The sequence below is a fragment of the Sulfitobacter sp. DSM 110093 genome (assembly GCF_022788715.1).
Classification (GTDB): domain Bacteria; phylum Pseudomonadota; class Alphaproteobacteria; order Rhodobacterales; family Rhodobacteraceae; genus Sulfitobacter.
In genome coordinates this window covers 1,925,392-1,951,122 of record NZ_CP085167.1, presented here as the reverse complement: position 1 = coordinate 1,951,122, position 25,731 = coordinate 1,925,392, and the positions used below count along the sequence as shown (strand labels likewise).

Here is a 25,731-nt window from a genome sequence, read left to right as displayed (position 1 = left end):
CGGCTGGACGTTAGCCGGGGCGCTTTATGCCCCGGCGCATCTGCGCTTAGCCCACATCGCGGGCCAAGCGCAGACCCATCATTTGCCAGCGCTGATGGGGGTAGAAAAACGTCCGGTAGCTGGGGCGCAGTTGATCCTTTGGCGTGGCACAAGACCCGCCGCGCAGCACCCGCTGATTGACCATGAACTTACCGTTGTATTCGCCCAATGCCCCCTCAGGCGGCCTGAAACCGGGGTAGGGGGCAAAGTCAGAGGCGGTCCATTCCCAGACGTCGCCCCAAATGCCTTTGCCCGGCAGGGGCCGCAGTGCGCCAAGGTCATTTGCATCGCCCATCAAATTGCCGCTGATCGGCACATCGCGAAACGCGATCTCATGCTCTGCCTCGGTGGGTAACCGGCCCCCGGCCCACCGCGCAAAGGCCTCTGCCTCATAATAGCTGACGTGAACCACCGGCGCATCAAGGGCGACAGGCTGCGCCCCCCGCAGGCTAAAGGTCCACCATGCGCCGTCCTGTCGCCACCAATAGAGCGGATGCTCCCAGCTTTCGCGCTGCGCCACCGCGTGGCCTTCCATCAGCCACAGCCGCGCATCAGCATAACCGCCATCCTCCATGAAGGCGATCCATTCACGGTTGGTCACTGGGCGGTCAGCGATTTCAAACGGGTCGAGCCACACCTTGTGCCGCGGCCCTTCGCAATCATAGGCAAAGCCGCGCCCGTCATGGCCAACCTCAATCAGTCCGCCCGCGTGTCGGGTAAATTTCAACGGGGTTTCATCTGTCACCGCCAGCGGCTCGGGGTCTTTATAGGTGGGCAAAAGGGGGTTGAAGCTTAGCCCATGCAGCAGGTCGGTGATCAAAAGCTCCTGATGCTGCATTTCGTGGTGGCAGCCCAGTTCCACCAGTTGCGCGATCTCATCCGTGTCGGCGCGGTTGGCATTCATCAGATCGTTCAAGCTGTTTTCCACATGGTCGCGATAAGCCCGCATGGCATCTCCGTCGGGGCGCGACACCAGCCCCCGTTTGTCGCGGGCATGGCGGGGCCCGGCTTGCACATAGTAGGAATTGAACAGCACGGCGAAACGGTCATCGGGCGACATGTACTCAGGCAGCCGAGGTTTGAGGATGAATTCCTCAAAGAACCACGTCGTATGGGCCAGATGCCATTTGACCGGCGAGGCGTCCTCCATGCTTTGCAGCATCATATCTTCGGGACAAAGCGGTGCCGCCAAGGCCTGCGTCCGGCTGCGGGTGGCGGTAAAGAGGTTCAAAGCCTCATCGGGGGACATCGGCAGGGGGGTGGCGTTCATCTTAGGCGCTCCTTTGGTGGTCCGCGGACAGGTTCCACTATGGGCAAACTTAAGGCCGACGCGTAGATTTCAAGCGATCACACTGGCTCACCATTTGGTATAACGCCGTTTCGGCCCCGGGCTGAGCGCAGCATGGCTTGCCTTTCCCGCGCTGACCCTGCACTCGGTTCTTGCGTAAACGCGCAGAGGTGCCGCGCCTGATCACGTCCCGTTCAAAAGCCCCCAAGGATCGCCCCATGACCAAGTTCTGCCTGACCGTTACCTGCCCCTCAAAGCGGGGGATCGTCGCCGCGATTGCCAATTATATCGCCGAAACCGGCTGCAACATCACCGACAGCGCGCAGTTCGACGATGCGGATAACGGCCAGTTTTTCATGCGCATTAGTGCCGAGGCCGAAACCGGTGCCACGCTTGAGGCATTGCGCGAAGGATTCGCTGCGGTCGCCCAACCCTTTGGCATGAATTATGAATTCCATGACCAAGATACCACGATGAAGGTCGTCATCATGGTATCGCGCTTTGGTCACTGTTTGAACGATCTGCTTTACCGGGTCCGCATCGGCGCCTTGCCGATCGAAATCGTCGCGGTGATTTCAAACCACATGGATTACCAAAAGGTGGTGGTGAACCACGATATTCCATTCCACTGCATCAAAGTGACCAAGGACAACAAGCCGCAGGCCGAGGCGCGGATCATGGAGATTGTGGAAGAAACCGGCGCGGAGTTGATCGTGCTGGCCCGCTACATGCAGATCCTGTCGGATGCAATGTGTCAGAAAATGTCGGGCCGGATCATCAATATCCACCATTCCTTCCTCCCGTCATTCAAGGGGGCGAACCCCTACAAACAGGCCTATGAGCGCGGCGTGAAGCTGATCGGCGCGACCTCGCATTACGTGACTGCTGATCTGGACGAGGGCCCGATCATTGAGCAAGACATCGTTCGGATCACCCAATCGCAAAGCGCGTCTGATTATGTATCGCTGGGCCGTGATGTCGAAGCGGGCGTCTTGGCGCGGGCGATTCATGCCCACGCCCACCACCGTGTATTCATGAATGGCAATAAAACCGTGGTCTTCCCCGCTTCGCCGGGCAGCTACAGCTCCAAACGTATGGGGTAAGGGCAGGCGGCCCCGCGTTTGGTCGCGGGGCATGCTGCTTTGGCAGCCCAGTTTAATAGGGACAAGGCAGCTGACCGCGCGATTGGGCGGCGACGCATGCGAAATTATCTGCTGCAAGCAATAGATAATTATCGTTAATCTATTTGAAGAAGTGGTGCCCCCACACGGACTCGAACCGCGGACCTACTGATTACAAATCAGTTGCTCTACCAGCTGAGCTATAGGGGCACTGAGGGCTCATTTAGAGAAATGGCGCGGGGGGTGCAAGAGGGGAATTGCCGGATTCTTTCGGATTTTACACGGGGCACGCGACGGGCTATTCAACGCCAAGGTTTTAGCGGTTGAGCGGAGTATTATGCAGCTCGTTTTACACACAGGTGTCCATTTTACAGAGGACGAGCGGCTGCTGAAATGCCTGCTGCGCAACCAAGATGACTTTGCCAAGGCGGGGATCAGGGTGCCGGGCCCCAGCACCTATCGCAACCTGTTTCGCGACACGCTCAATGCGATGCACAAGACAGAGCCTTCGGATGTGGCGCGCGATGTGTTGCTGGATGCGATTCTGGATGATGGCAAGGCCGATCGGGTAATTTTGTCGGACGCCAATTTCTTCCGCTCGCCTGCGACGGCGTTGAAAGAAGGGGTGCTTTACCCCGCCGCCGCTGTGCGGATGCGGCGCATGACCCGGCTCTTCCCAGATGATGAGATCAGCATCTTTATGGCGATCCGAAACCCCGCGTCGCTGGTGCCGATGCTTTATGAAAAAGCGGCGGATAAGACATCGGCAGCATTCTGGGGTGAGCGGGGGCCAACAGACCTGCGGTGGTCGGAAACGATCCAACAGTTGCGCGAAATGGCGCCAGAGATTCCGATCACCGTTTGGTGCAACGAGGATACGCCGCTGATCTGGGCGCAGATCATCCGCGAGATGGCTGAATTGGCACCAGAAACCAAAATCAAAGGCGGCTTTGATCTGCTGCAATCCATCATGTCCGAAGAGGGGATGCGGCGTTTCCGCGGCTATGTTGATACCCATCCCGAAATGTCCGAGGCGCAGAAGCGGCGGGTTATTATCGCTTTCCTCGACAAATACGCGCTAGAGGAAGAAATCGAAGAGGAGCTCGACATGCCCGGTTGGACCGAGGAATTGGTCGAGCAGATGACGGCGCTTTATGACGCGGATGTCGAGATTATCCGCGCCATGCCGGGGGTTACCCTGATCGCGCCCTAAGGTTCAGCCCGCGCCTGCCAATTCGGTGATCACCTCATAGGCCATGGCCACATCCTCGGCCGTGGCGGTGAAGGCGCCTGCCTGAAAGCGGATCACTAATGCCCCGTCGATACGGGTCTGGGTCAGGTAAATGCGGCCATCATCGTTGATGCGATTGAGCAGGTCTTGGTTATGCGCATCAAGGTCTGCGGTCGCAAGATGGCGGAAGGTGAAGAGCGACAGCATTGGCTGGGTCACGATCTCAAACCCGTCTGTCTGTTCCAGCCGTTTCGCCAGATCTTGCGCCCATGTCACATGGTTGCGGATCATTTCACGCAACCCTTCCAACCCATGGGCGCGGATTAGGAACCACAGTTTTAGCGCCCGGAAGCGACGGCCCAGTGGGACCGACCATTCGGAATAATTCATAATCCCATCCGCGCCGTGGGTTTTGAGATACTCAGGTTGGATCGCCAGCGTGCGCACCAGATCTTTGGGGTCACGCAGGAAGTGGGTCGTGCAATCAAACTGCGCGCCCAGCCATTTATGCGGGTTCATCACAACAGAATCGGCACGTTCCACCCCTGCCCAAAGGGCGCGAAACTCAGGGCAGATCATCGCAGACCCGGCCCAGGCGGCATCAACATGGGTGTAAAGCCCCTCGGCCTCGGCCACATCCATCACGGCGGCGATGTCATCGCTGGCACCCGCGCTGGTGCCACCGGTGCAGGCGATAATACCCGCAGGCAGATGCCCCGCAGCACGGTCAGCGGCGATGGCGTTGCACAGCGCATTCGCGTCCATCGCGCGTGTTGGGCCGTGCGTGGGGATGCGCACAAGGTTCTCTTCGCCCAGCCCCGCAATCCAAATGGCGCGGTCGACCGAGGTGTGCACCTCGGTCGAGCAATAGACCCGCAGGCGCGGCTGGCCCGACAGACCCGCCTTGTTGCCCTGCCAATCCAGCGCCCGTTCGCGCATCGTCAGCACCGCACAAAGCGTGGCGGAACTGGCACTGTCTTGGATCACGCCGGTGAACCCATCGGGCAGACCGATCGCTTGGCGCATCCAATCGCAAACGCGGGTCTCTAATTCCGTCGCCGCCGGAGAGGTCTGCCACAGCATACACTGCGCCGCGATGGCAGAGACGAAATACTCCGCCAGCACCGAGACAGGCGCGGCATTGGCAGGGAAATACGCAAAGAACCGAGGGTGTTGCCAATGGGTCATGCCGGGCATGATGGTCTGTTCAAAATCGTCAAAGATCGCCTGCATCGCCTCGGCCCCCTCGGGCGGGGCGTCGGGCAGGGCAGTGAGCACGGCACCGGGGGCGACCTGTGCGCGGACGGGTTCTTTGCGCAGGCCCGCGTGGTAATCAGCGGCCCAATCGGCCGCACGGCGGCCCCACTGGCGGAAATCCTCCCAGTTCATCCGCGGCTCCTTTGGCATATAATCTTGGTTGTCATACGTGTTCTCCGCCCCATGTTGTTGTATTGTCTCACTGTTGTTCCGCTCTGTTTGGCCCCTTCAAGAATGGGGCCGCAGCGGTTATGGTGATCGTCACGCCCTTTTGGGCGCTCTTTGACTTGGTAAGTAGCGATCAGGAAACCGTCAAGAATGGCCACAATGCCCCCCCTGCGCCGCACGGCCCGCTCCCTGCCGATTGCGCTGCTGCGCGCGCGCGAAAGGGTGATGGGCCCGATCCGGGAAATTCTGAACGAAAGCGGCATCTCGGAACAGAAGTTCCGCGTGCTGCGTGTCGTTGAGGAATCCGGCCCAATGGAGCAGACAGCGCTGGCGCAAGAAGCCTGCCTACTGCTGCCCAGTCTCACTCGAATGCTGCGCGCGATGGAGCAAGAGGGGCTGCTGAGCCGTGCTAGTGATCCAGATGACGGGCGCAAATCCATCGTTACGATCACCGATCAGGGCCAACAGATTTTGCAAGACCACGCGGGCGATGCCGCGGCGCTATTTTCCGATTTCGAGGCCCGTTTCGGCAAGCAGCGGATGGAAGACCTGCTGGATATGCTCGAAGACCTCGTTAATCTGGATATGCAGAAAAAGACCGACGGGCAAAAGAAAGACTGACGGGCAGGGCGCTTAGCCCCCGGTTGCCGCCCGCCGTACCGCACAGATCCCGGCCAATGCCATCCGTTTACCATCCGCTTCTGTCGCGGGTGCACCCTGTTGTGCCAAAGCCCGTAGATACAACCGCGCCTCGGTGCCTGCGCCGATCACGGCCAAAGTTTGCCCCAACCAATAGGGCCGTGCCGCTGCTAGTTCCGCGCCAATCAATGTGCCTGCCAAACGGGCCTGTGCCGTGGGGGGCGGGATCTCTCCCAGCGTGAGGTCAGCGCGGATGGACGAAAGCCGCGCCGCCAACCGTTCAGGGCGCGACAACCCGTCGCTCAATGCTTCGTCAAAGGCCGTATCGTCCAGCGCCGTGTCATCGGCGGGGGCTACCTCGCCCAGGAGGCCGGTCAACTCACCGGTGAGGAAGGTCTGAAAACTGACGACCTCGCCCGCGCTAACCTGCGCCCAAACCGATGTCATGCCCGGCAGACAGATGACCCCGTCCCAATCTTTGTTGAGGCTAAGAAACCCCGCGATTCGCGTTTCGGCCCCTTGCAGCAAACCGCTGGGCGCGCGTTGGCGCAGGGGCGGGATGACCTGAAACGCGAAGTTTTCGGTCGTGTAGGGCGTGGCGGTCGGGGCGGTTGCATCGCAGGGCACCAGGCGCGGCGCAGCACTGGACCATCCTCCGGCAGGCAATCCGGCGATGAAGACGGGCAGGTTGGGAAGCTGCCATGATGCGATGAGGGATTTGAGCGCGGCATCGAACGCCTCTTTGCTGTCCGTCCCGCGGGGCGCGCCGATGTTTGCCGTAGCACTCTCTAGCACCGAACTGCCCTGCATCGCCCAAACCGTAAGACTGCAGTCTTGCCAATTTACCGCCAACCATTCTGCCGCTGCTGCGTCTGTCATCGCGCTGCCCCTCTGAGTGAATTGCCCATACCGCATAGGGCCTGCCGGAGACGGGTGCAATGTGCAGGCCGGACGGCGAAACACTATCCAGCTATTTTACTTTAAGCCTAAAATATTTATCCTTGAACGAAAAGGCGACTCGGCCTAGGCTCCCTCCAAACCGAACCAAAGGGGAATTTCGATGCGTGCAATCTGTCTTGGCGGTGGTCCTGCGGGGCTGTACTTTGCGATTTCGCTAAAGCTGCGCCAGCCCGACGCGGATGTGACAGTGATGGAGCGTAACCGCGCGGATGATACGTTCGGCTGGGGCGTCGTGCTGTCAGATGAAACGCTTGATAATCTTGAGGTCAACGATCCCGTTTCGGCACGCGAAATCCGCAGCCATTTCGCCTATTGGGACGACATCGCCCTGCATCACAAAGGACATGTGATCCACAGCACCGGCCACGGGTTCTGCGGCATTGGCCGCAAGCGTCTGCTGCTTATCCTGCAAGAGCGGGCGCGGGAATTGGGTGTTAACCTTCAATTTGAAAGCGAAGTCAAAGCGGCATCGGAATATATGGACGACTATGATCTGGTGGTCGCCAGCGATGGTCTGAACTCCAAAACGCGGATGGAGTTCGAAGAGACGTTTCAGCCCGACATCGACGTGCGGCGCTGCCCCTTTGTTTGGCTTGGCACGCACCAAAAATTCGACAACGCCTTCACTTTTATCTTTGAGAAGACCGACAAAGGCTGGATCTGGGTCCATGCCTATCAATTCGACAAAGACACCGCGACTTTCATCGTGGAATGCAGCCAAGAGACCTTTGACGCCTACGGTTTCGGCGAAAAGACCCAAGAAGAGACCATCGCGATCTGTGAGGAAATCTTCAAGGATCACCTCGACGGGCACAAGCTGATGACCAACGCCAGCCACATCCGCGGCTCGGCTTGGATCAAGTTCCCCCGCGTGCTTTGCGAAAAGTGGAGCCATGAGAATGTCGTGCTTCTGGGCGATGCTTCGGCCACGGCGCATTTCTCGATCGGGTCGGGCACCAAGCTGGCGCTGGAATCGGCCATCTCGCTGGCGAAACATGTGAGCGATGACAAAAACCTGACCACGGCATTCGAAAAGTATGAAGAGGCCCGCCGCCTTGAAGTGCTGCGTCTGCAATCGGCTGCGCGCAACTCGGTCGAATGGTTTGAGGATGTTGAGCGCTACCTCGACCTTGACCCGGTGCAGTTGAACTATTCCATGCTGACCCGCAGCCAGCGGATCAGCCACGAAAACCTGCGCGAGCGTGACCCCAAGTGGCTTGAGGGCGCCGAGAAATGGTTCCTTGAACAGGCGGGTGCCGACAGAAACGCCCCCGTCCGCGCACCGATGTTCGCGCCGTTCCAACTGCGTGCCATGAAGCTGGAAAACCGCATCGTCGTCTCGCCCATGGCTCAGTACAAAGCCATCGATGGCTGCCCGACCGACTGGCATCTGATCCACTACGCCGAACGCGCCAAGGGCGGTGCCGGGCTGGTCTATACCGAGATGACCTGCGTCTCGCCGCAGGGGCGCATCACGCCGGGCTGTCCGGGGCTTTACGCGCCCGAACATGAAGCCGCGTGGCAGCGTTTGACCGATTTCGTACATGCCGAAACGGATGCCAAAATCTGTTGCCAGATTGGCCATTCGGGGCGCAAAGGCTCGACGCAACTGGGTTGGGAAGTGATGGACGCACCGTTAAAGGCGGGGAATTGGGATATCATCTCGGCTTCGGCAATCCCGTGGTCCGAGGGCAATGCCCTGCCCAAAGCCGCCAGCCGCGCCGATATGGATGCGATCCGCGATGAGTTTGTCGATGCCACGCGCATGGCCCATCGCGCCAACTTCGATATGATCGAGCTGCATGCGGCGCATGGCTATCTGATCTCGTCCTTCATCTCGCCGCTGTCAAACCAGCGCGACGATGAATACGGCGGCAGCTTGGAAAACCGCATGCGTTATCCACTGGAAGTGTTCAAAGCGATGCGCGATGCATGGCCCGAAGAGAAACCGATGGCAGTGCGCATTTCGGCCACCGATTGGGTCGAAGAAGACGGGGTAAGCCCCGAAGAAGCCGTAGAAATCGCCCGTATGTTCAGTGACGCAGGGGCCGATATCATCGACGTCTCGGCGGGCCAGACCTCGAAACAGGCCAAGCCGGTCTATGGCCGCATGTTCCAGACACCCTTTAGCGACCGGATCCGCAACGACGGTGGGATCAAGACCATGGCCGTGGGCAATATCTACGAGGCCGACCACGTGAATTCGATTCTGATGGCGGGCCGCGCCGATCTGGTCTGCCTTGCCCGCCCGCATCTGGCCGATCCCTATTGGACGCTCCATGCCGCCGCCACGATTGGCGACCGCCACGCCGATTGGCCGCTGCCCTATGGTCCCGGCCGAGATCAAGCTTGGCGTCTGGCAGACCGCGCCGCAGAGATGGAAAAAGTATGAGCCATGTGATCATCACCGGGGGTGGGTCAGGCGTTGGGGCAAAGATTGCCCGCGCTGTCGCCGACAGCGGCGCGAAGGTTACCATCATGGGCCGCCGAGAAGCACCTTTGCGCGAACAAGGGCTGCCGTTTCAGGTCTGTGATGTGACAGACCCACAAGCCGTGGCCCACGCCTTTGCCGCCGCCCGTACTGAAAATGGCCCCATCACCGGAGTCGTCGCCAATGCAGGCGCAGCCCATTCCGCCCCTTTCGACAAGATCACCGCGCAGGACATGGCCGATATGCTAGCCGTTAATGTAACGGGCGTTTTCAACGTCTGGCAGGCAGCATTGGCCGAGATGAAAGAGGCCAAGAAGGGCAGGCTTATCGCTGTGGCTTCTACCGCCGGGCTCAAGGGCTATCCTTACGTGGCGGGCTATGTGGCGGCGAAACATGGTGTCGTGGGCTTGACCCGCGCGCTGGCGTTGGAGGTCGCAAGAACGGGCATCACGGTGAACGCCATTTGCCCCGGTTTCATCGACACGCCGCTGTTGGAACGCTCGGTCGAGAATATCACCAAAAGCACGGGGAAAACGGCAGACGAGGCCCGCGCCATCCTTAAACGCGCAAGCCCGCAGAACCGTTTTGTCACCACCGATGAGGTCACGGCGGCTGCGCTATATCTGCTGTCGGACGGTGCCGGGGCGGTCAATGGGCACACGCTGTCGCTGTCGGGGGGCGAAGTGTGAGCAATGCGGCCAAGGATCGCGTGCGGCTTTGGCTGCGGCTGTTAAAGGTCGTGCGTGGCCTTGAGCAGGAGTTGCGCGACACGCTGCGCCGCGAGCATAATACCACGCTGCCGCGTTTCGATGTGATGTCGGCCCTGTCGCGCCACCCGGAAGGGTTGAAGATGAGCCAACTTTCGGGCGTGCTGCGGGTGTCCAACGGAAATGTCACGGGCATCGCCGATCGGCTGAGCGAAGAGGGGCTGGTGCAACGCATCCCCGTACCCGGCGACCGCCGCGCGATGACGTTGCGCCTGACGCCCGAAGGGGCCGCCGAATTTGCGCTTCAAGCGCAGGCCCATGAAGATTGGATCAACGAAAAACTGCGCGGAGTCTCCCCCGAGGAAGCCCGCGCCATGGCGGCCCGCTTGCAGGCTTTCGCCGCCCAAACGGAAGAAGAGGAAAACGCCAATGCGCAGTGACGTGAAGCACTTTCAATGTGAGATCAAAGACCGGATCGCCACCGTACGGCTGGACCGGCCCGACCGTAAGAACCCGTTGACCTTCGACAGCTATGCCGAACTGCGCGACTGGTTCCGCGACCTCGTCTATGCCGATGATGTCGACGTTGTGATCTTCGGCTCCAACGGTGGAAACTTTAGCTCCGGCGGCGATGTCCATGATATCATTGGTCCTTTGACGCGGATGAACATGAAGGAACTGTTGCGCTTCACCCGCATGACCGGCGATCTGGTCAAAGCGATTGTAAACTGCGGCAAGCCGGTCATCGCTGCGGTCGATGGTGTCTGTGTGGGCGCAGGGGCAATCATTGCCATGGCGTCTGACCTGCGTTTGGCCACGGCAGAAGCCAAGACGGCATTTCTGTTCACCCGCGTTGGCCTTGCCGGTTGCGATATGGGCGCTTGTGCGATCTTGCCGCGTATCATTGGACAGACCCGCGCGGCAGAACTGCTTTATACTGGGCGTGCCATGTCGGCCGAGGAAGGCGAACGCTGGGGCTTCTACAACCGTCTGGTCACAGGCGAAACGCTGGAAGATGAGGCGCTGAAGCTGGCGCAGAAAATTCAAGCAGGGCCAAATTTTGCACATATGATGACGAAAACGATGCTGGCGCAGGAATGGGCCATGTCTATCGAACAGGCGATTGAGGCCGAAGCACAAGCGCAGGCGATCTGCATGCAGACCGGCGACTTTGAACGCGCCTATAACGCATTCGTCGCCAAGGAACGCCCGGTCTTCGAAGGGGACTGAGCAACAAAAGCCAAAAGATAAACACGCGGGGAGGCCTAAAGATGGCTGATATAACTTTTCTCGACTGGCCCTTTTTTGAGCCGCGCCACAAAGAGTTGGCGCTGGCGCTTGATGAATGGGCCGGGAAAGAATTGAAGAACGTGGATCACGCCGATACCGACGGGGCCTGCCGTGAATTGGTTAGGATGATGGGTCAAGACGGCTGGCTGCGCCACAGCGGGGCCGAAGGCGATGAGGTGCTTGATGTTCGCACCCTCTGCCTGATCCGCGAAACACTGGCGCGCCATGATGGGCTGGCGGACTTTTCCTTTGCGATGCAGGGGCTTGGCACCGGTGCGATTTCACTGTTTGGCACTGATGAGCAAAAGGCTGAATGGCTGCCAAAGACGCGTTCCGGCGAAGCAATTTCGGCCTTTGCTCTGACGGAGCCTCAGTCCGGGTCGGACGTGGCCAATTCCACCATGACCGCCAAGGCTGACGGCGAGGGCTATGTGCTCGACGGGCGCAAAACTTGGATATCTAACGGTGGCATCGCGGATGTTTACACTGTTTTCGCACGCACCGGAGAGGCTCCGGGCGCCAAAGGGCTGTCGGCCTTTATCGTGCCCGCCGACACGCCCGGCCTAAAGGTCGAGGAACGGCTTGAGGTTATGGCACCGCATCCGCTGGCGACACTGCATTTCGATGGGGTGAAACTGCCCGGCTCTGCGCTTTTGGGTGAGGCGGGGCGCGGGTTTGCCATTGCGATGTCTGTGCTTGATGTCTTCCGCTCAACCGTGGCTGCCGCCGCTTTGGGCTTTGCCCGCCGCGCGTTGGACGAAGCGCTTTTGCGCGTAACCTCCCGCCAAGTGCAGGGCGCAGCATTGAGTGAGTTGCAGTTGGTTCAAGGTCATATCGCAGATATGGCGTTGGATGTGGATGCAGCGGCCTTGCTGGTGTACCGCGCCGCTTGGACCAAAGACAGCGGCGCGCCGCGCGTGACCCGTGAGGCGGCAATGGCCAAACTGTTTGCTACCGATCAGGCCCAAAAGGTCATCGACACAGCGGTGCAACTGCATGGCGGGGACGGTGTGCGCAATGGCGAGGCAGTGGAGCGACTTTACCGCGAAATCAGGGCCTTGCGGATTTACGAAGGCGCATCTGACGTGCAACGTGTCGTCATTGCACGCCAAACGTTGGGAGCCATGACATGAAGCTGCACCCCAGTGGACATGAAGACACATTCGCCCGTGAGAACCTACCGCCGTTCGATCAATGGCCCGGCCTCAATCTAGATCAGTTCACTTATCCTGACCGCGTTAATATCGGCGTAGAACTTACTGATACTATGGTTGAAAAAGGCTTTGGAGATCACACGGCGTTGATCGGCAATGGGCGGCGGCGCACGTATAAAGAACTCGCCGATTGGACCAACCGTCTGGCCCGCGCCATGGTGGATGATCTTGGCGTCAAACCCGGCAATCGGGTGCTGATCCGCTCGGCCAACAACCCAGCGATGGTGGCCTGCTGGCTTGCCGCGACCAAGGCGGGCGCGGTGGTGGTGAATACCATGCCGATGCTGCGCGCAGGGGAGCTTGCGGCGATTGTCGACAAGGCTGAAATCAGCCACGCGCTTTGCGATACACGGCTGATGGATGAGATGACGACATGCGCGAAGTCGTCGAAATTCCTCAAGACGGTGGTTGGCTTTGACGGCACCAGCAACCATGATGCCGAACTTGACCGTTTGGCGCTCGAAAAGCCGGTTCAATTTGAGGCCGCCGACACCGCGCAAGACGATGTGGCGCTACTGGGGTTTACATCAGGAACGACTGGTAACCCCAAAGCAACAATGCATTTTCACCGAGACCTTCTGATTATTGCGGACGGCTATGCGCGCGAGGTTCTGGGGGTCACGCCCGAGGATGTCTTTGTCGGTTCGCCCCCCTTGGCCTTTACCTTCGGGCTTGGCGGCCTTGCAGTTTTTCCGCTGCGCTTCGGGGCCGCGGCAACGTTGCTGGAAACCGCCAGCCCGCCCAATATGATCGAGATCATTGAGAAATATAAGGCCACCGTCTGCTTTACCGCCCCCACCGCCTATCGCGCGATGTTGCAAGCGATGGAAGAGGGCGCGGACCTCAGCAGCCTGCGCGCTGCTGTGTCTGCCGGGGAAACGCTGCCCGCGCCTGTCTACCATGAGTGGAAAGAGAAAACCGGAAAACCCATGCTGGATGGGATCGGCGCGACAGAGATGTTGCATATCTTTATTTCCAACCGTTTCGACGACCATCGCGCGGCCTGCACGGGCAAGCCTATTACGGGCTATGAGGCACGGGTGATCGACGCGGGCGGCGCTGAGGTGCCGCGCGGCGAGGTGGGGCGGCTGGCCGTGCGCGGCCCGATTGGCTGCCGCTATCTGGGCGATAAACGTCAGGCCGATTACGTGAAAGACGGTTGGAACATCACTGGCGACAGTTTCACCATGGATGAGGACGGTTACCTGCACTTTGCCGCCCGCAACGACGATATGATCATCAGCTCGGGGTACAATATTGCCGGGCCAGAGGTTGAGGCAGCCTTGCTTAGCCACCCACTGGTGAGCGAATGTGGGGTGGTGGCTGCTGCGGACGAGGCGCGTGGTTCTATCGTGCAAGCGCATGTGGTTCTGGTTGATGGAACGCCGGAAGATGCCAATACAATCAAAATACTGCAGGATCATGTTAAAGAGACCATCGCGCCTTATAAGTACCCGCGCGATATTCGTTTCATCGATGAGTTGCCGAAAACCGCAACCGGAAAGATCCAGCGTTTCGCGCTGAGAGAGGGTAAATGAGCACGTTTGACGAAGCCTCCAAGGGCGCGAAGATGAGTTTTGCCAAGGATAAATCCTATGGGGATTACCTTGGGCTGGATCAAATCCTGACGACCGAAAATCCACTGGATATGGCGCATGATGGGCTGTTGTTTATCATTCAGCATCAGACCTCTGAGTTGTGGATGAAACTGGCGATCCATGAGTTGACCGCTTGCCGAGGGGCGCTTCGGGCGGGGGAATTGCGCCAAAGTTTCAAGATGTTGACCCGCGTGGCGCGGATCTTTGAACAACTCAACTCCGCGTGGGACGTGCTGCGCACCATGACGCCCAGCGAATATACTCAGTTCCGGCCGTATCTGGGGGCGTCGTCGGGGTTTCAGTCGTACCAATACCGCCTGATCGAATATCTTCTGGGCAACCGCATCGCGGCATTGACCAAACTGCATGAACATACCCCCGACCCCCATGCCGCGCTGGTGGCCGAGATGGAGCAGCCAAGCCTTTATCAAGTGGCAATTGATCTGCTGTGTGAACGGCTGGGGGAGCCGTCATTGGCAGGCGGACCGGAACCAAAGGCTTGGGAGGCCAAACCTGAGGTTCAGGCGCTTTGGAAACAGGTTTATGAAGACCCGACAACCCATTGGGAACTTTATGAATTGGCGGAAAAGCTCGTCGATCTTGAGGACTACTTCCGCCGTTGGCGGTTCAACCACGTCACCACCGTGGAACGCATCATTGGTTTCAAGCGCGGCACCGGGGGCACATCGGGTGTGACCTATCTGCGTAAAATGCTCGAAGTGGAGCTTTTCCCCGAGCTTTGGCATGTGAGAGGAGCACTGTAAGTGTCTGTTTTGAAGAAAGATCAGTTTATCCTGCCTGAGGGCGTGATCTACCTTGACGGCAACTCTTTGGGGCCGTTGCCCAAGGCTGCCGCTGCGCGGGTGCAGGAAATGATTGCCGACGAATGGGGTGAAATGCTGATCCGCGGCTGGAATCAAGCCGGATGGATGGAGCAGCCCACGCGCGTTGGCAATATGGTCGCGGGCATTGTCGGCGCGCCGGAAGGCTCCGTGGTGATGGGCGACACGCTGTCGATCAAGGTGTTTCAGGCGCTGGCCTCGGCGGTCAAACTGCGCCCCGGTCGCAAGGTGATCTTGTCGGATACCGGCAACTTCCCCTCGGATCTCTATATGGCTGAAGGCTTGGTCGGGCTGTTGGAACAGGGCTATGAGCTGCGCAGCGTCGCCCCCGAAGAAGTGAAAGACGCCATTAACGAAGACATCGCCGCCGTGATGCTGACTGAGGTCGATTACCGTACGGGCCGCAAGCATAACATGAAGGAGATGACCGAACTGGCCCATGCCAGCGGTGCGGTGATGATCTGGGATTTGGCGCATTCCGCAGGCGCGCTGCCTGTTGATCTGGCCGGTAGCAGTTGTGAATTCGCGGTGGGCTGCACCTATAAATACCTCAACGGTGGTCCGGGCGCGCCGGGGTTCATCTATGTGCGCCCCGATCTGGCGGACGACGTGCAGCCTGCACTTGCTGGATGGCTGGGGCACCGTCAGCCCTTTGCTTTTGATCTGGAGTACAAACCGGGGCAGGGCATTGAGCGGATGCGCGTCGGCACACCGCCGGTGATCCAACTGACCGCGCTGGAAGTGGCGATGGGGCTGTGGGAGGACGTGGACATGCAAGACCTGCGCGCCGCCTCCGTCGCGTTGCAGGAGCAGTTCATCGACGAGATCGAGCGCGTGGTGCCGCAACTGACCCTTGCCAGCCCGCGCAACAGCGCTGAGCGGGGCAGTCAGGTGTCGTTCCGATTTGAGGATGGCTATGCCGCGATGCAGGCGGTGATCGACCGCGGCGTGATCGGTGATTTTCGCGCGCCAGACATCATGCGGTTCGGCTTCACGCCGCTCTATATCGATGCCGAGGACGTCTCCAAAGCGGTCGCGATCATCCGCGATGTGATGGAGAACCGTCTCTGGGACAACGAAAAATACAAGACCCGCGCCCGGGTGACCTGACAGGGACTGTTCTTTGCGGGCCGTCCCGCCCGCGCGCCCTTTGGGCTGGCGCAGTTGGCGGTAGTTAACTCCTTCGCCGATCTGCGCCGCGTGGCGGATCACGCCGTTATTCTTGAACGTGGCCACCCGGCCTAGACTGGCCCAATGCCTGCGCTCGATTCCCAAATCGCCGATCAGTTTCTCGGCGTGTGACTGTTAATAAAAAGGAACACAACATGTCGCATCAAGTTATCCACCCCGAAGGTTGGGCGCCCGCCAAGGGCTATGCAAACGGTATGCTCAGCGCCGATGGCCATCTTTTTGTCGGTGGTCAGATCGGCTGGACCGCAGAGCAGAAATTCGAATGCCATGACTTTATCGGTCAGATGAAACAAGCGCTGCAAAACATCCGCGATGTGGTCGAAGCGGCGGGTGGCACGCCCGAAGATATCATGCGCCTGACATGGTATGTGACAGATAAGAAAGAATATCTTGCCGCGCAAAAGGACGTGGGCCGCGCCTACCGTGAAGTGATGGGCAAGCATTTCCCCGCCATGGCAATGGTGGTGGTTGCAGGATTGGTCGAAGACGAGGCCAAGCTTGAGATCGAAGCCGATGCGGTAATCAAGCGCTAAGCGCGCCGCACTGCTAAGACAAACCGCGCGGCCCCCGCACAGGGCCGGGCGGGCAGGGATTTAGGCGCGGCGCAGCAGTGGGGCCAGGGCCGAAGACAGCGCAAAAAGTGCCGCCGCGATGCTGACGATGCTGGGGCCGGTTGGCGTGTCGAATTCCAGTGATGCCATCAGCCCGCCGAAGGCTGCCAAAGCACCCAGTCCCATCGCCCAGATCGCCATGGTTTCGGGCGTGCGGGCGAAGGGGCGTGCGGTGGCGGCGGGGATGATCAGCATGGCGGCGATCAGCAGCGCACCCACGACCTTGATCGCCACAGCCACCATGATCGCCAACGCCAACGTCAGGATCAACTGCTCGCGCTTTGGGTTGCCTCCTGCCGCTTGCGCAAGGTCGGGGTTCAACGTTGCCGCCAGCAGTGCAGACCAACGCCATGCCAACAGCAGCGCCACGGCCACGGCACCGCCCCAGATCACGGCAAGGTCAAAGCGCGTGACGGCAAGAATTTCACCAAAGAGGTAAGACGAAAGATCAACGCGCTGCCCCGGCAGCAGCGACACGGCCACCAATCCAAGCGCCAGCGCGGAATGGGCCATCACGCCAAGTAGGGCATCGGCACTAACATTGCGGCCCGACAGCGTGCTGATCACCAGCGCCATGACCAGCGCCACCAAAAGCACCCCTGCGGTGATCGGCAGATCGGTCGCCAGCGCCAAGGCCACGCCTAGCAAGGCCGCGTGGCTTGTGGCATCGCCGAAATAAGCCATGCGCCGCCAGATCACGAAACAGCCCAACGGCGCGGCGGCCAGCGCGACGCCAAGCCCGGCAAGTGCTGCGCGCACAATAAAATCGTCAAGCATTCTCGGTCTCTTCGTGCTGTCCATCACAAGCGTCGCCGTGGTGGTGATTGTGATGGTGGTGATGATGGTCGTGATCGTGCCGGTAGAGCGCCAGCGCCCCTTGGGTGCCACTGCCGAACAGCGCGCGGTATTCTGGTGCGTCCGCCACGGTTTCTGGCGTGCCTTCGCAGCAGACATGACCGTTGAGGCACAGCACCCGGTCGCTGGCGGCCATCACCACATGCAAATCATGGCTGACCATCAGCACGGCGCAGCCCAAATCTTGGCGCACGGCCTCGATCTGGCGGTAAAAGGCGGCAGAGCCGGGTTGGTCGAGCCCTTGGGTCGCCTCATCAAGGATCAGCAGGTCGGGCTTCTCCAGCAGGGCGCGGGCCAGAAGCACGCGCTGAAATTGCCCGCCAGAGAGGTCGACCATCTGCCGCTCGGCCAATTCCGGCACACCGGCAGTGGAAAGGGCATCGCGGATCGCTTCGGGCGTTTGGCGGCGCGGCAGGTTGACGAAACGGCGCACGGTGAGTGGCAGGGTTGCGTCGATCTGCAATTTTTGCGGGACATAGCCGATGCGCAGCCCCGATTTGCGGGTAATCTTGCCGGCTGCTGGTTTCAACGCGCCGATCAGCGCGCGCAGCAGGCTGGACTTGCCTGAGCCGTTGGGGCCGACGATGGTGACAATCTCCCCCGGTTCGATGTTGAAGTTCACATCGCGCAGGGCGACCTGCCCGTCGTGGCGCAGGGTCAGGCCACGGGTCTCAATCAGGCTCATGCACCGGTCTCCTGACAGGCGGGGCAAAGGCCTTCGGCTTCGACGACGCTGCGCTCAATGCGAAACCCCGCGGCGCGGGCGGCATCGCCAAGGCGGCTTTTGGTGGGCGAGGTCTCGGCCTCTGCCACCGAACGGCAGCTGCGGCAGATCAGGAAGGCGGGCGCATGGTCTTCGCCCGGATGCACGCAACCGACATAGGCGTTCAGCGCTTCGATCTTATGGGCCAGCCCAGCTTTGACAAGAAAATCCAACGCGCGGTAGGCCACGGGGGGCTGTGCGCCCAACCCTTCGGCCGATAGATGCGCCAGCAGTTCATAGGCGCCCAAAGCGCGGTGTTCGGCCAACAGGATTTCCAGCGCGCGGCGGCGTACGGGCGTCAGCCGCAACCCGCGCGCGGCGCATTGCGCTTCGGCGGCCTGCATGGTGCTGCGCATACAAGCGTTATGGTCGTGATCGCGAAATTCGATGGCGCTCATGGGGGACCTCAATTCGTTTGTGCATTGATATGTTATAACAAGGGTGCTAGCAAGGTGATACTATAACATTTTGAAGGTCTGCCATGTATCGTTTCTCCCTTCCCGCTGCCGTTCTTGCGTCGGTGTCGACGCCGCTTTGGGCCGATGTGCCTGCTGTCGCCACGGATATCGCGCCGGTTCATGCGCTGGTGTCTCAGGTGATGGAAGGGGTCGGCACGCCAGACCTCATCGTGCCGCCACGCAGTTCGCCGCATGGCTATGCGATGCGCCCTTCCGAGGCGCGGGCGCTGAGCGGGGCTGATTTGGTCGTTTGGGTTGGCCCGTTGCTGACCCCTTGGCTGGCCGATCCGCTGAATTCGCTGGCAGGAACTGCGAGCCATCTTGCGTTGATGGAGCAACCCGGCACCCGCGTGATGCCTTTCCGTGAGGGTGCAACATTCGAGGCGCATGACCACAGTGAGCACGCGGATGAGGGTCATGATGACCACGAAGGGCATGACCACGGCGATGAGGGTCATGACGACCACGAGGGGCATGACCATGGTGACGAGGGTCATGACGACCACGAGGGGCATGACCACGGCGACGAGGGCCATGATGACCACAAGGGGCACGACCACGGCGATGAGGGTCATGACGACCACGAGGGACCTGACCACGGTAACGAGGGTCATGACGACCACGAGGGGCACGACCACGGCGACGAGGGTCATGATGACCACGAAGCGCATGATGACCACGGACACGGTCACGCCCATAGTGGCGATGATCCCCATGTTTGGCTTGATCCGCGCAACGGTCAGTTGTGGTTAGGCCAGATCGCGGAGAGCTTGGCCGAGCTAGACCCCGACAACGCCGCCCAGTACCGCGAGAACGCCGAAGCTGCACAGGCAGAGCTTGCCACGCTGGAAGAGGAGATCTCTGAAACCCTCGCGCCGGTTAGGGGCCGTCCCTTCATCGTCTTCCATGACGCCTACCATTATTTCGAAGCCCGTTTTGACATCGAAGCGCTTGGCGCCATCAGCGAGAATGACGCCCGTGCACCGGGCGCGGCGCGTGTTTCGGAATTGCGGGCCTTGGTGGCCGACAATGGGGCCAAATGCGTCTTTGCCGAGCCGCAGTTCAATCCCGGCCTGATTGCTGCCGTGGCAGAAGGGCAGGACACCGGGACCGGTACGCTTGACCCGCTGGGTGCCGATCTTGAACCGGGGGCCTCCCTCTATGCGGATCTGCTCCGCGGTATGGCTGAAAATATGGCTGCTTGCCTGTCGGATTGACCAAAGAGGCGTTTGGTTGAGGAACTGGGCGCTTTTAGAGAAAAGTGGTGCAGCTGGGGAAGCTGCACCACATCTTACATGCTAAAATCAATTTTATAGAATTTTGTTCAGACTGCGCGTTTTCCGCTGCCCTATTGTTATTCACAGCTACCGCAGGATGCGCCGTCTTTGCCCTGTTCTATGCGCCCTTGGGTAACTCTGCTGGCCCTTGTCTGCACCATAACTGTCACGGCTTTATGACGCGCTACACCGGGCTACGGCGGAAACCGACGATAAGTTGGCGCAGGCCAATCGCGGCCCCTGCAATGATTGATGCCAAGGTCACAGGCCCGCTAAACGCCAACACCGATATGGCCGAGATGCCTTGCCCGATGGTGCAGCCCATAGCGATCACCGCGCCTGCGCCCATAAGCCCTGCACCAAATATCTGACGGCGCAGTTCGCGTGGGTCTTCGCAAGCTTCCCAACGGAAGTGTCCCTGCCAGAGAGAGCCGAGAAACGCGCCGACCCATACGCCTGTGACCGAACCGATGCCAAAGCTGAGGGGACGGACCGAGCCTTGCATAGCGTAGAGCAGGGTCTCTCCCACCGGGGCGGCAAAGCTATGAGACATGAGCGTTTGGGTGCCAAAGCTGTTTTGTGCCAGCCAAGCGGTGCCCGCCCAACCGGACACGATAGCAAGCCCGGCGATCACGGACCAAAAGACCATGCGAAGGTCACGGCGAAAACTGCCGGCACTGAGCATAAGAAGGCATATACCCAAGCCCAGCCCCACACCAATCATCGGCACCGATCCCCCCGTGAGCACGGAAAGCGCATGGGCAATGCCATCAGGTGGGCCGTCGTTCAGACGCCGGGGAAATAACAAAGCGCGCGCTGGGGCGAGGGGACCGCTGAGCACGGTAAAGGCCGCAAGCCCCATGACCACCACGATGACAAAGGCGCGCAAATCGCCGCCGCCAAGCCGCGCCAATGCGCCGAAGCCGCAGGTGCCCGCCAATGCCATGCCGTAACCAAAGATCAGCCCGCCAAAGACCGCCGGAGCCCATGAGAAAGCGATAGAGAGGTGAAAGGCGCGGTTGAGATTGACGAAGCCCAACCCCGCAAGGGTGAAGCTGCCCAGAATCGCCACCCCAATCGCCAAGCCCCACATGCGCATCCGGTGGCTTGAACCGCCATAAAGCATATCTTCGATCGCGCCCAAGGTGCAGAACCGCCCCAATCGTGCGGCAAGGCCCAGCAATACGCCGCCCAATCCACCCAAGAGGGCGGCGGTTAGCGGCTGGCCCAGAAGCTCAATCATCCTTGCAGAATAATTCGTAGACCAGTTCAAGCATTTTGCGGGGCCGGTCATCGGCAAGCCGGTAGTAGATCGTTTTGCCATCACGCCGGGGTGTGACTAGCCCTTCGAGCCTGAGCCGAGAGAGTTGTTGTGACACAGCAGCCTGTCGCGTAGCGAGCAATGCTTCCAACTCGCTGACAGATTTTTCACCCGAAACGAGGTGACACAGGATCATCAACCGCCCCTCATGGCTGATCGCCTTGAGGAAGTTCGACGCGGTCACGGCATTGGTCAGCATCCGGTCCATGTCTTCTTCGGACATGTCGGGGGTAATCACGGGCAGGGCTGTCATTCGGTCGGTTCCTCGAAATCGGTCTTGTCGCGTAATAGCATGTTCAGCATCGGCCAGAAAAACTCCGCGCCGGGGTAGCCTTCGAGACGGCCAAGTTCGGTGTCATCTTCAACCAGCAGAAAGGTCGGGGTAAAGACTACCGCGCGCTGGGGGGTGACGCTATCCTCGACGACAGAGATATCGACGCGGCGCAGCGGGGCAAATTTCCCCTCGGCGGTCTTGGGGTAGGCGGGGGCAATCTCTTTGTCCCAGCGTTCGCAATAGATGCAGCCGGGTTGTTCGACCATGACCAATTCCACCGCCAAGGCTGGCAGGGCGGTTAGGGCCGCGAGGCTCAGGGCGGTCACTGTGCGGATCATTGGCTTGCCTGATTGACGTTTGGACAACACTCAACGTAATTTGAATATGTGAATTGTTCAAGCGCGGCGGCATCTCGCGGCGCAGGCAGGGGGTAACATGTTCGACATCACCTACGCGGGCGCGCTGCTGGCGGGGCTGCTCAGCTTCTTTACGCCCTGCATTCTGCCGATGGTGCCGTTCTACCTCAGCTATATGGCGGGGCTCAGCGTGACCGAATTACGCGGCGATGGCGCGATCGCGCCGGGGGCGCAGCGTCGGTTGGTGCTGTCCTCGGTGCTCTTTGCGCTTGGGGTGTCGACGATCTTTGTACTGCTGGGCATGGGCGCCACGGCCTTGGGGCAGGTGTTTACCCAATACCTTGAGCCGCTGAGCTGGGTGGCGGCGGCGATCCTGCTGGTCTTTGGCCTGCATTTTCTGGGCTTCATCAAAGTGCCGCTGCTCTACCGCGAAGCGCGGCTGGAGGGGGGCGGCAAGCCCACGTCGATCTGGGGCGCCTATGTGATGGGGCTGGCTTTTGGCTTTGGCTGGACACCCTGCGTTGGCCCGGCGCTGGCGGCGATCTTGATGATAGCGTCGGGCATGGGTGACATCACGCATGGGGGGCTGTTGCTGGCCGCTTACGGCGCCGGGATGACCGCGCCCTTCGTGGTGGCGGCCCTATTTGCCAAGCCGTTTCTTAACTGGGCGGCGCGGCATATGGCGCTCGTGCAGAAGGTGGAAAAGGCGATGGGGGTTATGCTGATCCTCTTTGCCGTGCTGATCGTGACAGGCGGGGTGCAGGTGATCGCGGATGCAATGATCCGTTGGTTTCCCAGCTTCACGACATTAGGTTAACCGCAACAAGGAGGACGCCAAGATGATCATCTCAAGGATAGGGGCTGCGGCAGTGGCCGTGATGCTGGCATGGCCGCTGGCGGCGGCTGAACTGGGTGACGACGGTCTGCACAAAACGCCGTGGATGCGCGACACCTTCAAAGACCTGCGCGAGGATCTGCAAGAGGCCAAGGCCGAGGACAAGCGCTTGATGCTGATGTTCGAGCAGCGCGGCTGCATCTACTGCACCAAGATGCATGAAGAGGTTTATCCGGCCTCCGAGATTTCGAAGTACATCGACGAGAATTATTTTGTTGTGCAGTTGAACCTTCACGGGGACATCGAAGTCACCGATTTCGATGGCGAGACCCTTTCGGAAAAGAAGATGGCCCGGAAATGGGGGATTCTGTTTACCCCAACGCTGATGTTCCTGCCCCAAGAGGTGGCCGAAGACGCAACAGCCCCGCAGGCGGCAGTGGCGGTGATGCCGGGCGCGTTCGGCAAGGGAACGACGCTGGATATGCTGACTTGGGTCAATGAGGAACGCTACGCCCTTGAGGGCGACGAGGATTTCCAACGCTACCACGCGCGGATGATCCAAGAACGCAGCAATGGCAGCACGGATTAATCCGTGAAAAGCAGCGCCGCGGATGTAAAGCTATTCAAAAGTTTGAATTTGTTGTTGCGCCGCGCCGCATCCCTGTCTTAGGGTCAGGTAAACCGGATCACACATCACCGTGATCGGCACTGGGAGGAAGTTTTCGATGATGAGATGGATCGCCGCCGCAATTGTGTCGGGCGCGCCCGTTCTGGCCGCCGCTGAAACCGTGGCACCTGCCGACGTGACCTATGACGATTATGGTTCGGTTGAACAATCCTTGACCGGCACGGCCGGAGACGCCGCCAGCGGCGCGGCCATCGTCGGCAACAAAAAGGCGGGCAACTGCGTGGCCTGCCATCAGATCGGCGCGCTCAGCGATGTGCCTTTCCAAGGCGAGATTGGCCCGATGCTTGATGGCGCGGGCGACCGCTGGACCGAGGCAGAGCTGCGCGGCATCGTCGCCAACAGCAAGATGACCTTTGAGGGCTCGATGATGCCGTCCTACTATAAGACGAGCGGGTACATTCGCCCCGGCGACGGTTTCACCGGAAAGGCCGGGTCCGAGCCGCTGCCGCCTCTGTTGGACGCCCAGCAGATCGAAGATATCGTGGCGTTCTTGGTCACGTTGAAAGAATAACGCGGGGCCTGCGCAGCCAAGGGGCGGCGGAGGGTTCGACAGATTATCGCGGTCAGCGCACCGCGGAAATGGAATGACGGCGCAGTGCGCCGCTGACGCATAAGGAGATGAGAGATGAACTTCTCAAGACGTGAAACTTTCGGCCTCGGCCTTGGTGCCGTGGCGCTGACCATGCTGCCCGTGGGGGCCTCTGCCGCCACGGTAGACGAGCTGATCGCGGAATTCACCGGCGGGGCCGATATGGCCGACACCGGCGTGACCCTGACCGCGCCCGAAATCGCGGAAAACGGCAACACTGTGCCAATCTCGGTCGAAGCGCCGGGTGCGTCTGCAATCATGGTGCTGGCCACTGGCAACCCGACCCCGCCCGTCGGCACCTTTAACTTTGGCCCCTTGGCAGGGAGCCGCAGCGCCTCAACCCGCATTCGTTTGGCCACGACCCAAGACGTTGTTGCCATCGCCAAGCTGGAAGACGGCACATTCGCCCGCACCAGCGCAGAGATCAAAGTCACAATCGGCGGCTGCGGCGGCTAAGCCCGCGCGCCCCTATTTTCAGGAGTTTTCAAAATGGCAGAAGGTGTAACCCCTCGCGTCAAAGTGCCGAAAAAAGCCGAAGCAGGTGAGGTCATCACGATCAAGACCCTGATCAGCCACCCGATGGAATCGGGCCAGCGCAAAGACGGCGACGGCAACGTCATCCCGCGTTCGATCATCAACCGCTTCACCGCCGAGTTCAACGGCGAGAGCGTGATCGACGTGAAGATGGAACCAGCGATGTCGACCAACCCCTATTTCGAATTTGACGCCACCGTGCCAGAGGCCGGCGACTTCAAATTCACGTGGTACGATGACGACGGTTCGGTCTACGAAGAAGTCAAATCCATCACGGTCGGCTGATCCCGCATCAGCCAGCACCATGCGTGGAACAGGGAGGAAAGACATGAAATTCAAGGCAATGACCGCTGTCGCGGCGCTTTTGGTGGCCGCCCCCATGCTGGGGATGGCCGATGAGGAGGCCGAGCTTGTCGTCAATGGCGAGATCGAGATGGTGACCAAGACCGATGCGCCCGCACATCTTGAGGGGGTTTTGCCGGAAATCATGTCTGGCTGGCGCTTTCGTTCGGCAGAGACGCAGCAAACGCAGATGGACGACTTCGACAACCCCGGCATGATCTTTGTCGACCAAGCCCAAGCGGCTTGGGACACGGCAGAGGGCAGCGAGGGCAAGTCTTGCGCGTCTTGCCACAATGACGTGGAATCGATGGAAGGCGTCCGCGCGGTCTATCCAAAGTGGAACGAAGAGGCGGGCGAAGTCCGCACGCTTGCGATGCAGATTAACGATTGCCGCGAGAACCAGATGGGCGCAGAGCCTTGGAACTATACCGGCAATGACATGACCGCGATGGAGGCGCTGATCTCGGTCCAGTCACGCGGCATGCCGGTCAATGTGGCGATCGACGGCCCGGCCCAAAGCACTTGGGAACAGGGCAAAGAGATGTACTACACCCGCTACGGTCAACTTGAGCTGAGCTGCGCCAATTGTCACGAAGACAACTATGGCAACATGATCCGCGCCGACCACCTAAGCCAAGGCCAGATCAACGGCTTCCCGGTGTACCGTCTAAAGAACACCAAGCTCAACAGCAGCCATGCGCGTTTCAAAGGCTGCGTGCGCGATACCCGCGCCGAAACCTTCAAGCCGGGCAGCGCCGAGTTTGTGGCGCTTGAACTTTATGTCGCCAGCCGCGGTAACGGTCTGTCGGTCGAAGCCCCATCGGTGCGCAACTAATAAAAATCGGGCGTTTT

The 25,731-nt window shown here is 60.1% G+C and carries 28 protein-coding genes and 1 tRNA gene; 19 read left to right on the top strand and 10 right to left on the bottom strand.

The genetic code is table 11. The features are described from left to right. Positions 1-46 precede the first annotated feature (46 nt). On the bottom strand, positions 47-1,309 hold the full coding sequence (gene egtB, locus DSM110093_RS09560) for an ergothioneine biosynthesis protein EgtB (protein WP_243264823.1): 1,263 nt from the start codon (positions 1,307-1,309) through the stop codon (positions 47-49). Between the two features lie 236 nt (positions 1,310-1,545). Between egtB and purU the strand changes: the two genes are divergently transcribed. Further along, positions 1,546-2,430 (top strand): formyltetrahydrofolate deformylase, encoded by an 885-nt coding sequence (gene purU / locus DSM110093_RS09555; protein ID WP_243264822.1) that lies wholly within the window; start codon positions 1,546-1,548, stop codon positions 2,428-2,430. Positions 2,431-2,582: 152 nt separating this feature from the next. On the opposite strand, the gene DSM110093_RS09550 is transcribed toward purU, so the two are convergent. Further along, positions 2,583-2,658: transfer RNA gene (locus tag DSM110093_RS09550), tRNA-Thr, on the bottom strand. A 127-nt stretch (positions 2,659-2,785) separates the two neighbouring features. On the opposite strand from DSM110093_RS09550, the gene DSM110093_RS09545 reads away from it, so the two are divergent. After that, complete coding sequence (locus tag DSM110093_RS09545) at positions 2,786-3,661, top strand: hypothetical protein (RefSeq protein ID WP_243260830.1); 876 nt, start codon at positions 2,786-2,788, stop codon at positions 3,659-3,661. 3 nt (positions 3,662-3,664) lie between these two features. Here the strand turns inward: DSM110093_RS09545 and DSM110093_RS09540 are convergent, their stop codons facing one another. After that, positions 3,665-5,068 carry a pyridoxal-dependent decarboxylase gene (locus DSM110093_RS09540; RefSeq protein WP_243264821.1) on the bottom strand — a complete coding sequence of 468 codons (1,404 nt, stop codon included), beginning with the start codon at positions 5,066-5,068 and terminating at the stop codon, positions 3,665-3,667. Between the two features lie 186 nt (positions 5,069-5,254). Between DSM110093_RS09540 and hpaR the strand changes: the two genes are divergently transcribed. Further along, positions 5,255-5,725: a homoprotocatechuate degradation operon regulator HpaR gene (gene hpaR / locus DSM110093_RS09535; protein ID WP_243264820.1), complete on the top strand. Its 471-nt coding sequence runs from the start codon at positions 5,255-5,257 to the stop codon at positions 5,723-5,725. A 12-nt stretch (positions 5,726-5,737) separates the two neighbouring features. Here hpaR and DSM110093_RS09530 read toward each other — a convergent pair whose 3' ends face one another. After that, positions 5,738-6,622, bottom strand: a complete 885-nt coding sequence (locus DSM110093_RS09530) for a 2-dehydro-3-deoxygalactonokinase (RefSeq protein ID WP_243264819.1) — start codon at positions 6,620-6,622, stop codon at positions 5,738-5,740. Between the two features lie 181 nt (positions 6,623-6,803). Here DSM110093_RS09530 and DSM110093_RS09525 point away from each other — a divergent pair, with 181 nt between their 5' ends. From DSM110093_RS09525 to DSM110093_RS09485, 9 genes are all read left to right on the top strand, one after another. Further along, positions 6,804-9,095: a bifunctional salicylyl-CoA 5-hydroxylase/oxidoreductase gene (locus DSM110093_RS09525; RefSeq protein ID WP_243264818.1), complete on the top strand. Its 2,292-nt coding sequence runs from the start codon at positions 6,804-6,806 to the stop codon at positions 9,093-9,095. Continuing rightward, positions 9,092-9,823, top strand: a complete 732-nt coding sequence (locus DSM110093_RS09520; protein ID WP_243264817.1) for an SDR family NAD(P)-dependent oxidoreductase — start codon at positions 9,092-9,094, stop codon at positions 9,821-9,823. The genes DSM110093_RS09525 and DSM110093_RS09520 overlap by 4 nt, the downstream gene beginning before the upstream one ends. Further along, on the top strand, positions 9,820-10,281 hold the full coding sequence (locus tag DSM110093_RS09515) for a MarR family transcriptional regulator (protein ID WP_243264816.1): 462 nt from the start codon (positions 9,820-9,822) through the stop codon (positions 10,279-10,281). The genes DSM110093_RS09520 and DSM110093_RS09515 overlap by 4 nt, the downstream gene beginning before the upstream one ends. Further along, positions 10,271-11,071, top strand: coding sequence for an enoyl-CoA hydratase family protein (locus DSM110093_RS09510; protein WP_174858736.1), 801 nt, complete (start codon positions 10,271-10,273; stop codon positions 11,069-11,071). The genes DSM110093_RS09515 and DSM110093_RS09510 overlap by 11 nt, the downstream gene beginning before the upstream one ends. A 41-nt stretch (positions 11,072-11,112) precedes the next feature. Then, positions 11,113-12,264, top strand: a complete 1,152-nt coding sequence (locus DSM110093_RS09505) for an acyl-CoA dehydrogenase family protein (RefSeq protein WP_243264815.1) — start codon at positions 11,113-11,115, stop codon at positions 12,262-12,264. Beyond that, positions 12,261-13,883, top strand: a complete 1,623-nt coding sequence (locus DSM110093_RS09500; protein ID WP_243264814.1) for an AMP-binding protein — start codon at positions 12,261-12,263, stop codon at positions 13,881-13,883. The genes DSM110093_RS09505 and DSM110093_RS09500 overlap by 4 nt, the downstream gene beginning before the upstream one ends. Beyond that, positions 13,880-14,707 carry a tryptophan 2,3-dioxygenase family protein gene (locus tag DSM110093_RS09495; RefSeq protein WP_243264813.1) on the top strand — a complete coding sequence of 276 codons (828 nt, stop codon included), beginning with the start codon at positions 13,880-13,882 and terminating at the stop codon, positions 14,705-14,707. Before DSM110093_RS09500 ends, DSM110093_RS09495 begins: the two co-directional genes overlap by 4 nt. After that, complete coding sequence (gene kynU, locus DSM110093_RS09490; RefSeq protein WP_243264812.1) at positions 14,708-15,895, top strand: kynureninase; 1,188 nt, start codon at positions 14,708-14,710, stop codon at positions 15,893-15,895. A gap of 215 nt (positions 15,896-16,110) precedes the next feature. After that, positions 16,111-16,509: a RidA family protein gene (locus DSM110093_RS09485; protein WP_243260820.1), complete on the top strand. Its 399-nt coding sequence runs from the start codon at positions 16,111-16,113 to the stop codon at positions 16,507-16,509. Between the two features lie 60 nt (positions 16,510-16,569). On the opposite strand, the gene DSM110093_RS09480 is transcribed toward DSM110093_RS09485, so the two are convergent. Genes DSM110093_RS09480 through DSM110093_RS09470 form a run of 3 tightly spaced genes read right to left on the bottom strand, consistent with a single transcriptional unit; the run spans position 16,570 to position 18,603 of the window. After that, positions 16,570-17,364: a metal ABC transporter permease gene (locus DSM110093_RS09480; RefSeq protein ID WP_093925917.1), complete on the bottom strand. Its 795-nt coding sequence runs from the start codon at positions 17,362-17,364 to the stop codon at positions 16,570-16,572. Next, positions 17,357-18,127 (bottom strand): metal ABC transporter ATP-binding protein, encoded by a 771-nt coding sequence (locus DSM110093_RS09475; protein ID WP_243264811.1) that lies wholly within the window; start codon positions 18,125-18,127, stop codon positions 17,357-17,359. The genes DSM110093_RS09480 and DSM110093_RS09475 overlap by 8 nt, the downstream gene beginning before the upstream one ends. Next, entirely contained in the window at positions 18,124-18,603 is a 480-nt protein-coding gene (locus DSM110093_RS09470) for a transcriptional repressor (RefSeq protein WP_243264810.1), read from the bottom strand. The genes DSM110093_RS09475 and DSM110093_RS09470 overlap by 4 nt, the downstream gene beginning before the upstream one ends. 83 nt (positions 18,604-18,686) lie before the next feature. Here DSM110093_RS09470 and DSM110093_RS09465 point away from each other — a divergent pair, with 83 nt between their 5' ends. Continuing rightward, positions 18,687-19,880 (top strand): zinc ABC transporter substrate-binding protein, encoded by a 1,194-nt coding sequence (locus DSM110093_RS09465; protein WP_243264809.1) that lies wholly within the window; start codon positions 18,687-18,689, stop codon positions 19,878-19,880. Positions 19,881-20,124: 244 nt separating this feature from the next. Here DSM110093_RS09465 and DSM110093_RS09460 read toward each other — a convergent pair whose 3' ends face one another. The 3 genes from DSM110093_RS09460 to DSM110093_RS09450 are packed head-to-tail and all read right to left on the bottom strand — an operon-like array spanning position 20,125 to position 21,873. Beyond that, positions 20,125-21,183, bottom strand: coding sequence for a YeeE/YedE family protein (locus tag DSM110093_RS09460; RefSeq protein ID WP_243264808.1), 1,059 nt, complete (start codon positions 21,181-21,183; stop codon positions 20,125-20,127). Beyond that, positions 21,176-21,514: a metalloregulator ArsR/SmtB family transcription factor gene (locus DSM110093_RS09455; RefSeq protein ID WP_243264807.1), complete on the bottom strand. Its 339-nt coding sequence runs from the start codon at positions 21,512-21,514 to the stop codon at positions 21,176-21,178. Before DSM110093_RS09455 ends, DSM110093_RS09460 begins: the two co-directional genes overlap by 8 nt. Further along, positions 21,511-21,873 (bottom strand): hypothetical protein, encoded by a 363-nt coding sequence (locus DSM110093_RS09450; protein ID WP_243264806.1) that lies wholly within the window; start codon positions 21,871-21,873, stop codon positions 21,511-21,513. Before DSM110093_RS09450 ends, DSM110093_RS09455 begins: the two co-directional genes overlap by 4 nt. 97 nt (positions 21,874-21,970) lie before the next feature. On the opposite strand from DSM110093_RS09450, the gene DSM110093_RS09445 reads away from it, so the two are divergent. From DSM110093_RS09445 to soxA, 6 genes are all read left to right on the top strand, one after another. After that, positions 21,971-22,708, top strand: a complete 738-nt coding sequence (locus DSM110093_RS09445) for a cytochrome c biogenesis protein CcdA (protein WP_243264805.1) — start codon at positions 21,971-21,973, stop codon at positions 22,706-22,708. A 22-nt stretch (positions 22,709-22,730) separates the two neighbouring features. Then, complete coding sequence (locus DSM110093_RS09440) at positions 22,731-23,315, top strand: thioredoxin family protein (protein ID WP_243264804.1); 585 nt, start codon at positions 22,731-22,733, stop codon at positions 23,313-23,315. A gap of 139 nt (positions 23,316-23,454) precedes the next feature. Continuing rightward, entirely contained in the window at positions 23,455-23,925 is a 471-nt protein-coding gene (soxX, locus tag DSM110093_RS09435) for a sulfur oxidation c-type cytochrome SoxX (protein ID WP_132443735.1), read from the top strand. 114 nt (positions 23,926-24,039) lie between these two features. Then, the gene (gene soxY / locus DSM110093_RS09430) at positions 24,040-24,459 is read left to right on the top strand and encodes a thiosulfate oxidation carrier protein SoxY (RefSeq protein ID WP_067628363.1); all 420 of its coding nucleotides are present in this window, start codon (positions 24,040-24,042) and stop codon (positions 24,457-24,459) included. Positions 24,460-24,492: 33 nt separating this feature from the next. After that, on the top strand, positions 24,493-24,822 hold the full coding sequence (gene soxZ / locus DSM110093_RS09425) for a thiosulfate oxidation carrier complex protein SoxZ (protein ID WP_067941571.1): 330 nt from the start codon (positions 24,493-24,495) through the stop codon (positions 24,820-24,822). A gap of 43 nt (positions 24,823-24,865) precedes the next feature. Beyond that, on the top strand, positions 24,866-25,714 hold the full coding sequence (gene soxA / locus DSM110093_RS09420; protein WP_243264803.1) for a sulfur oxidation c-type cytochrome SoxA: 849 nt from the start codon (positions 24,866-24,868) through the stop codon (positions 25,712-25,714). Positions 25,715-25,731 lie beyond the last annotated feature (17 nt).

Bases quoted from the DNA above. Each gene is read 5' to 3' on its own strand.
- DSM110093_RS09500 (WP_243264814.1), top strand. From the start codon at position 12,261: ATGAAGCTGCACCCCAGTGGACATGAAGACACATTCGCCCGTGAGAAC.
- DSM110093_RS09440 (WP_243264804.1), top strand. From the start codon at position 22,731: ATGATCATCTCAAGGATAGGGGCTGCGGCAGTGGCCGTGATGCTGGCA.
- DSM110093_RS09495 (WP_243264813.1), top strand. From the start codon at position 13,880: ATGAGCACGTTTGACGAAGCCTCCAAGGGCGCGAAGATGAGTTTTGCC.
- DSM110093_RS09470 (WP_243264810.1), bottom strand. From the start codon at position 18,603: ATGAGCGCCATCGAATTTCGCGATCACGACCATAACGCTTGTATGCGC.
- soxA (WP_243264803.1), top strand. From the start codon at position 24,866: ATGAAATTCAAGGCAATGACCGCTGTCGCGGCGCTTTTGGTGGCCGCC.
- purU (WP_243264822.1), top strand. From the start codon at position 1,546: ATGACCAAGTTCTGCCTGACCGTTACCTGCCCCTCAAAGCGGGGGATC.
- DSM110093_RS09545 (WP_243260830.1), top strand. From the start codon at position 2,786: ATGCAGCTCGTTTTACACACAGGTGTCCATTTTACAGAGGACGAGCGG.
- DSM110093_RS09475 (WP_243264811.1), bottom strand. From the start codon at position 18,127: ATGAGCCTGATTGAGACCCGTGGCCTGACCCTGCGCCACGACGGGCAG.
- DSM110093_RS09480 (WP_093925917.1), bottom strand. From the start codon at position 17,364: ATGCTTGACGATTTTATTGTGCGCGCAGCACTTGCCGGGCTTGGCGTC.
- DSM110093_RS09465 (WP_243264809.1), top strand. From the start codon at position 18,687: ATGTATCGTTTCTCCCTTCCCGCTGCCGTTCTTGCGTCGGTGTCGACG.
- soxY (WP_067628363.1), top strand. From the start codon at position 24,040: ATGAACTTCTCAAGACGTGAAACTTTCGGCCTCGGCCTTGGTGCCGTG.
- DSM110093_RS09525 (WP_243264818.1), top strand. From the start codon at position 6,804: ATGCGTGCAATCTGTCTTGGCGGTGGTCCTGCGGGGCTGTACTTTGCG.
- DSM110093_RS09505 (WP_243264815.1), top strand. From the start codon at position 11,113: ATGGCTGATATAACTTTTCTCGACTGGCCCTTTTTTGAGCCGCGCCAC.
- DSM110093_RS09530 (WP_243264819.1), bottom strand. From the start codon at position 6,622: ATGACAGACGCAGCAGCGGCAGAATGGTTGGCGGTAAATTGGCAAGAC.
- DSM110093_RS09485 (WP_243260820.1), top strand. From the start codon at position 16,111: ATGTCGCATCAAGTTATCCACCCCGAAGGTTGGGCGCCCGCCAAGGGC.
- egtB (WP_243264823.1), bottom strand. From the start codon at position 1,309: ATGAACGCCACCCCCCTGCCGATGTCCCCCGATGAGGCTTTGAACCTC.
- DSM110093_RS09450 (WP_243264806.1), bottom strand. From the start codon at position 21,873: ATGATCCGCACAGTGACCGCCCTGAGCCTCGCGGCCCTAACCGCCCTG.
- soxX (WP_132443735.1), top strand. From the start codon at position 23,455: ATGAGATGGATCGCCGCCGCAATTGTGTCGGGCGCGCCCGTTCTGGCC.
- DSM110093_RS09540 (WP_243264821.1), bottom strand. From the start codon at position 5,068: ATGAACTGGGAGGATTTCCGCCAGTGGGGCCGCCGTGCGGCCGATTGG.
- DSM110093_RS09455 (WP_243264807.1), bottom strand. From the start codon at position 21,514: ATGACAGCCCTGCCCGTGATTACCCCCGACATGTCCGAAGAAGACATG.
- DSM110093_RS09445 (WP_243264805.1), top strand. From the start codon at position 21,971: ATGTTCGACATCACCTACGCGGGCGCGCTGCTGGCGGGGCTGCTCAGC.
- DSM110093_RS09520 (WP_243264817.1), top strand. From the start codon at position 9,092: ATGAGCCATGTGATCATCACCGGGGGTGGGTCAGGCGTTGGGGCAAAG.
- DSM110093_RS09510 (WP_174858736.1), top strand. From the start codon at position 10,271: ATGCGCAGTGACGTGAAGCACTTTCAATGTGAGATCAAAGACCGGATC.
- soxZ (WP_067941571.1), top strand. From the start codon at position 24,493: ATGGCAGAAGGTGTAACCCCTCGCGTCAAAGTGCCGAAAAAAGCCGAA.
- DSM110093_RS09460 (WP_243264808.1), bottom strand. From the start codon at position 21,183: ATGATTGAGCTTCTGGGCCAGCCGCTAACCGCCGCCCTCTTGGGTGGA.
- hpaR (WP_243264820.1), top strand. From the start codon at position 5,255: ATGGCCACAATGCCCCCCCTGCGCCGCACGGCCCGCTCCCTGCCGATT.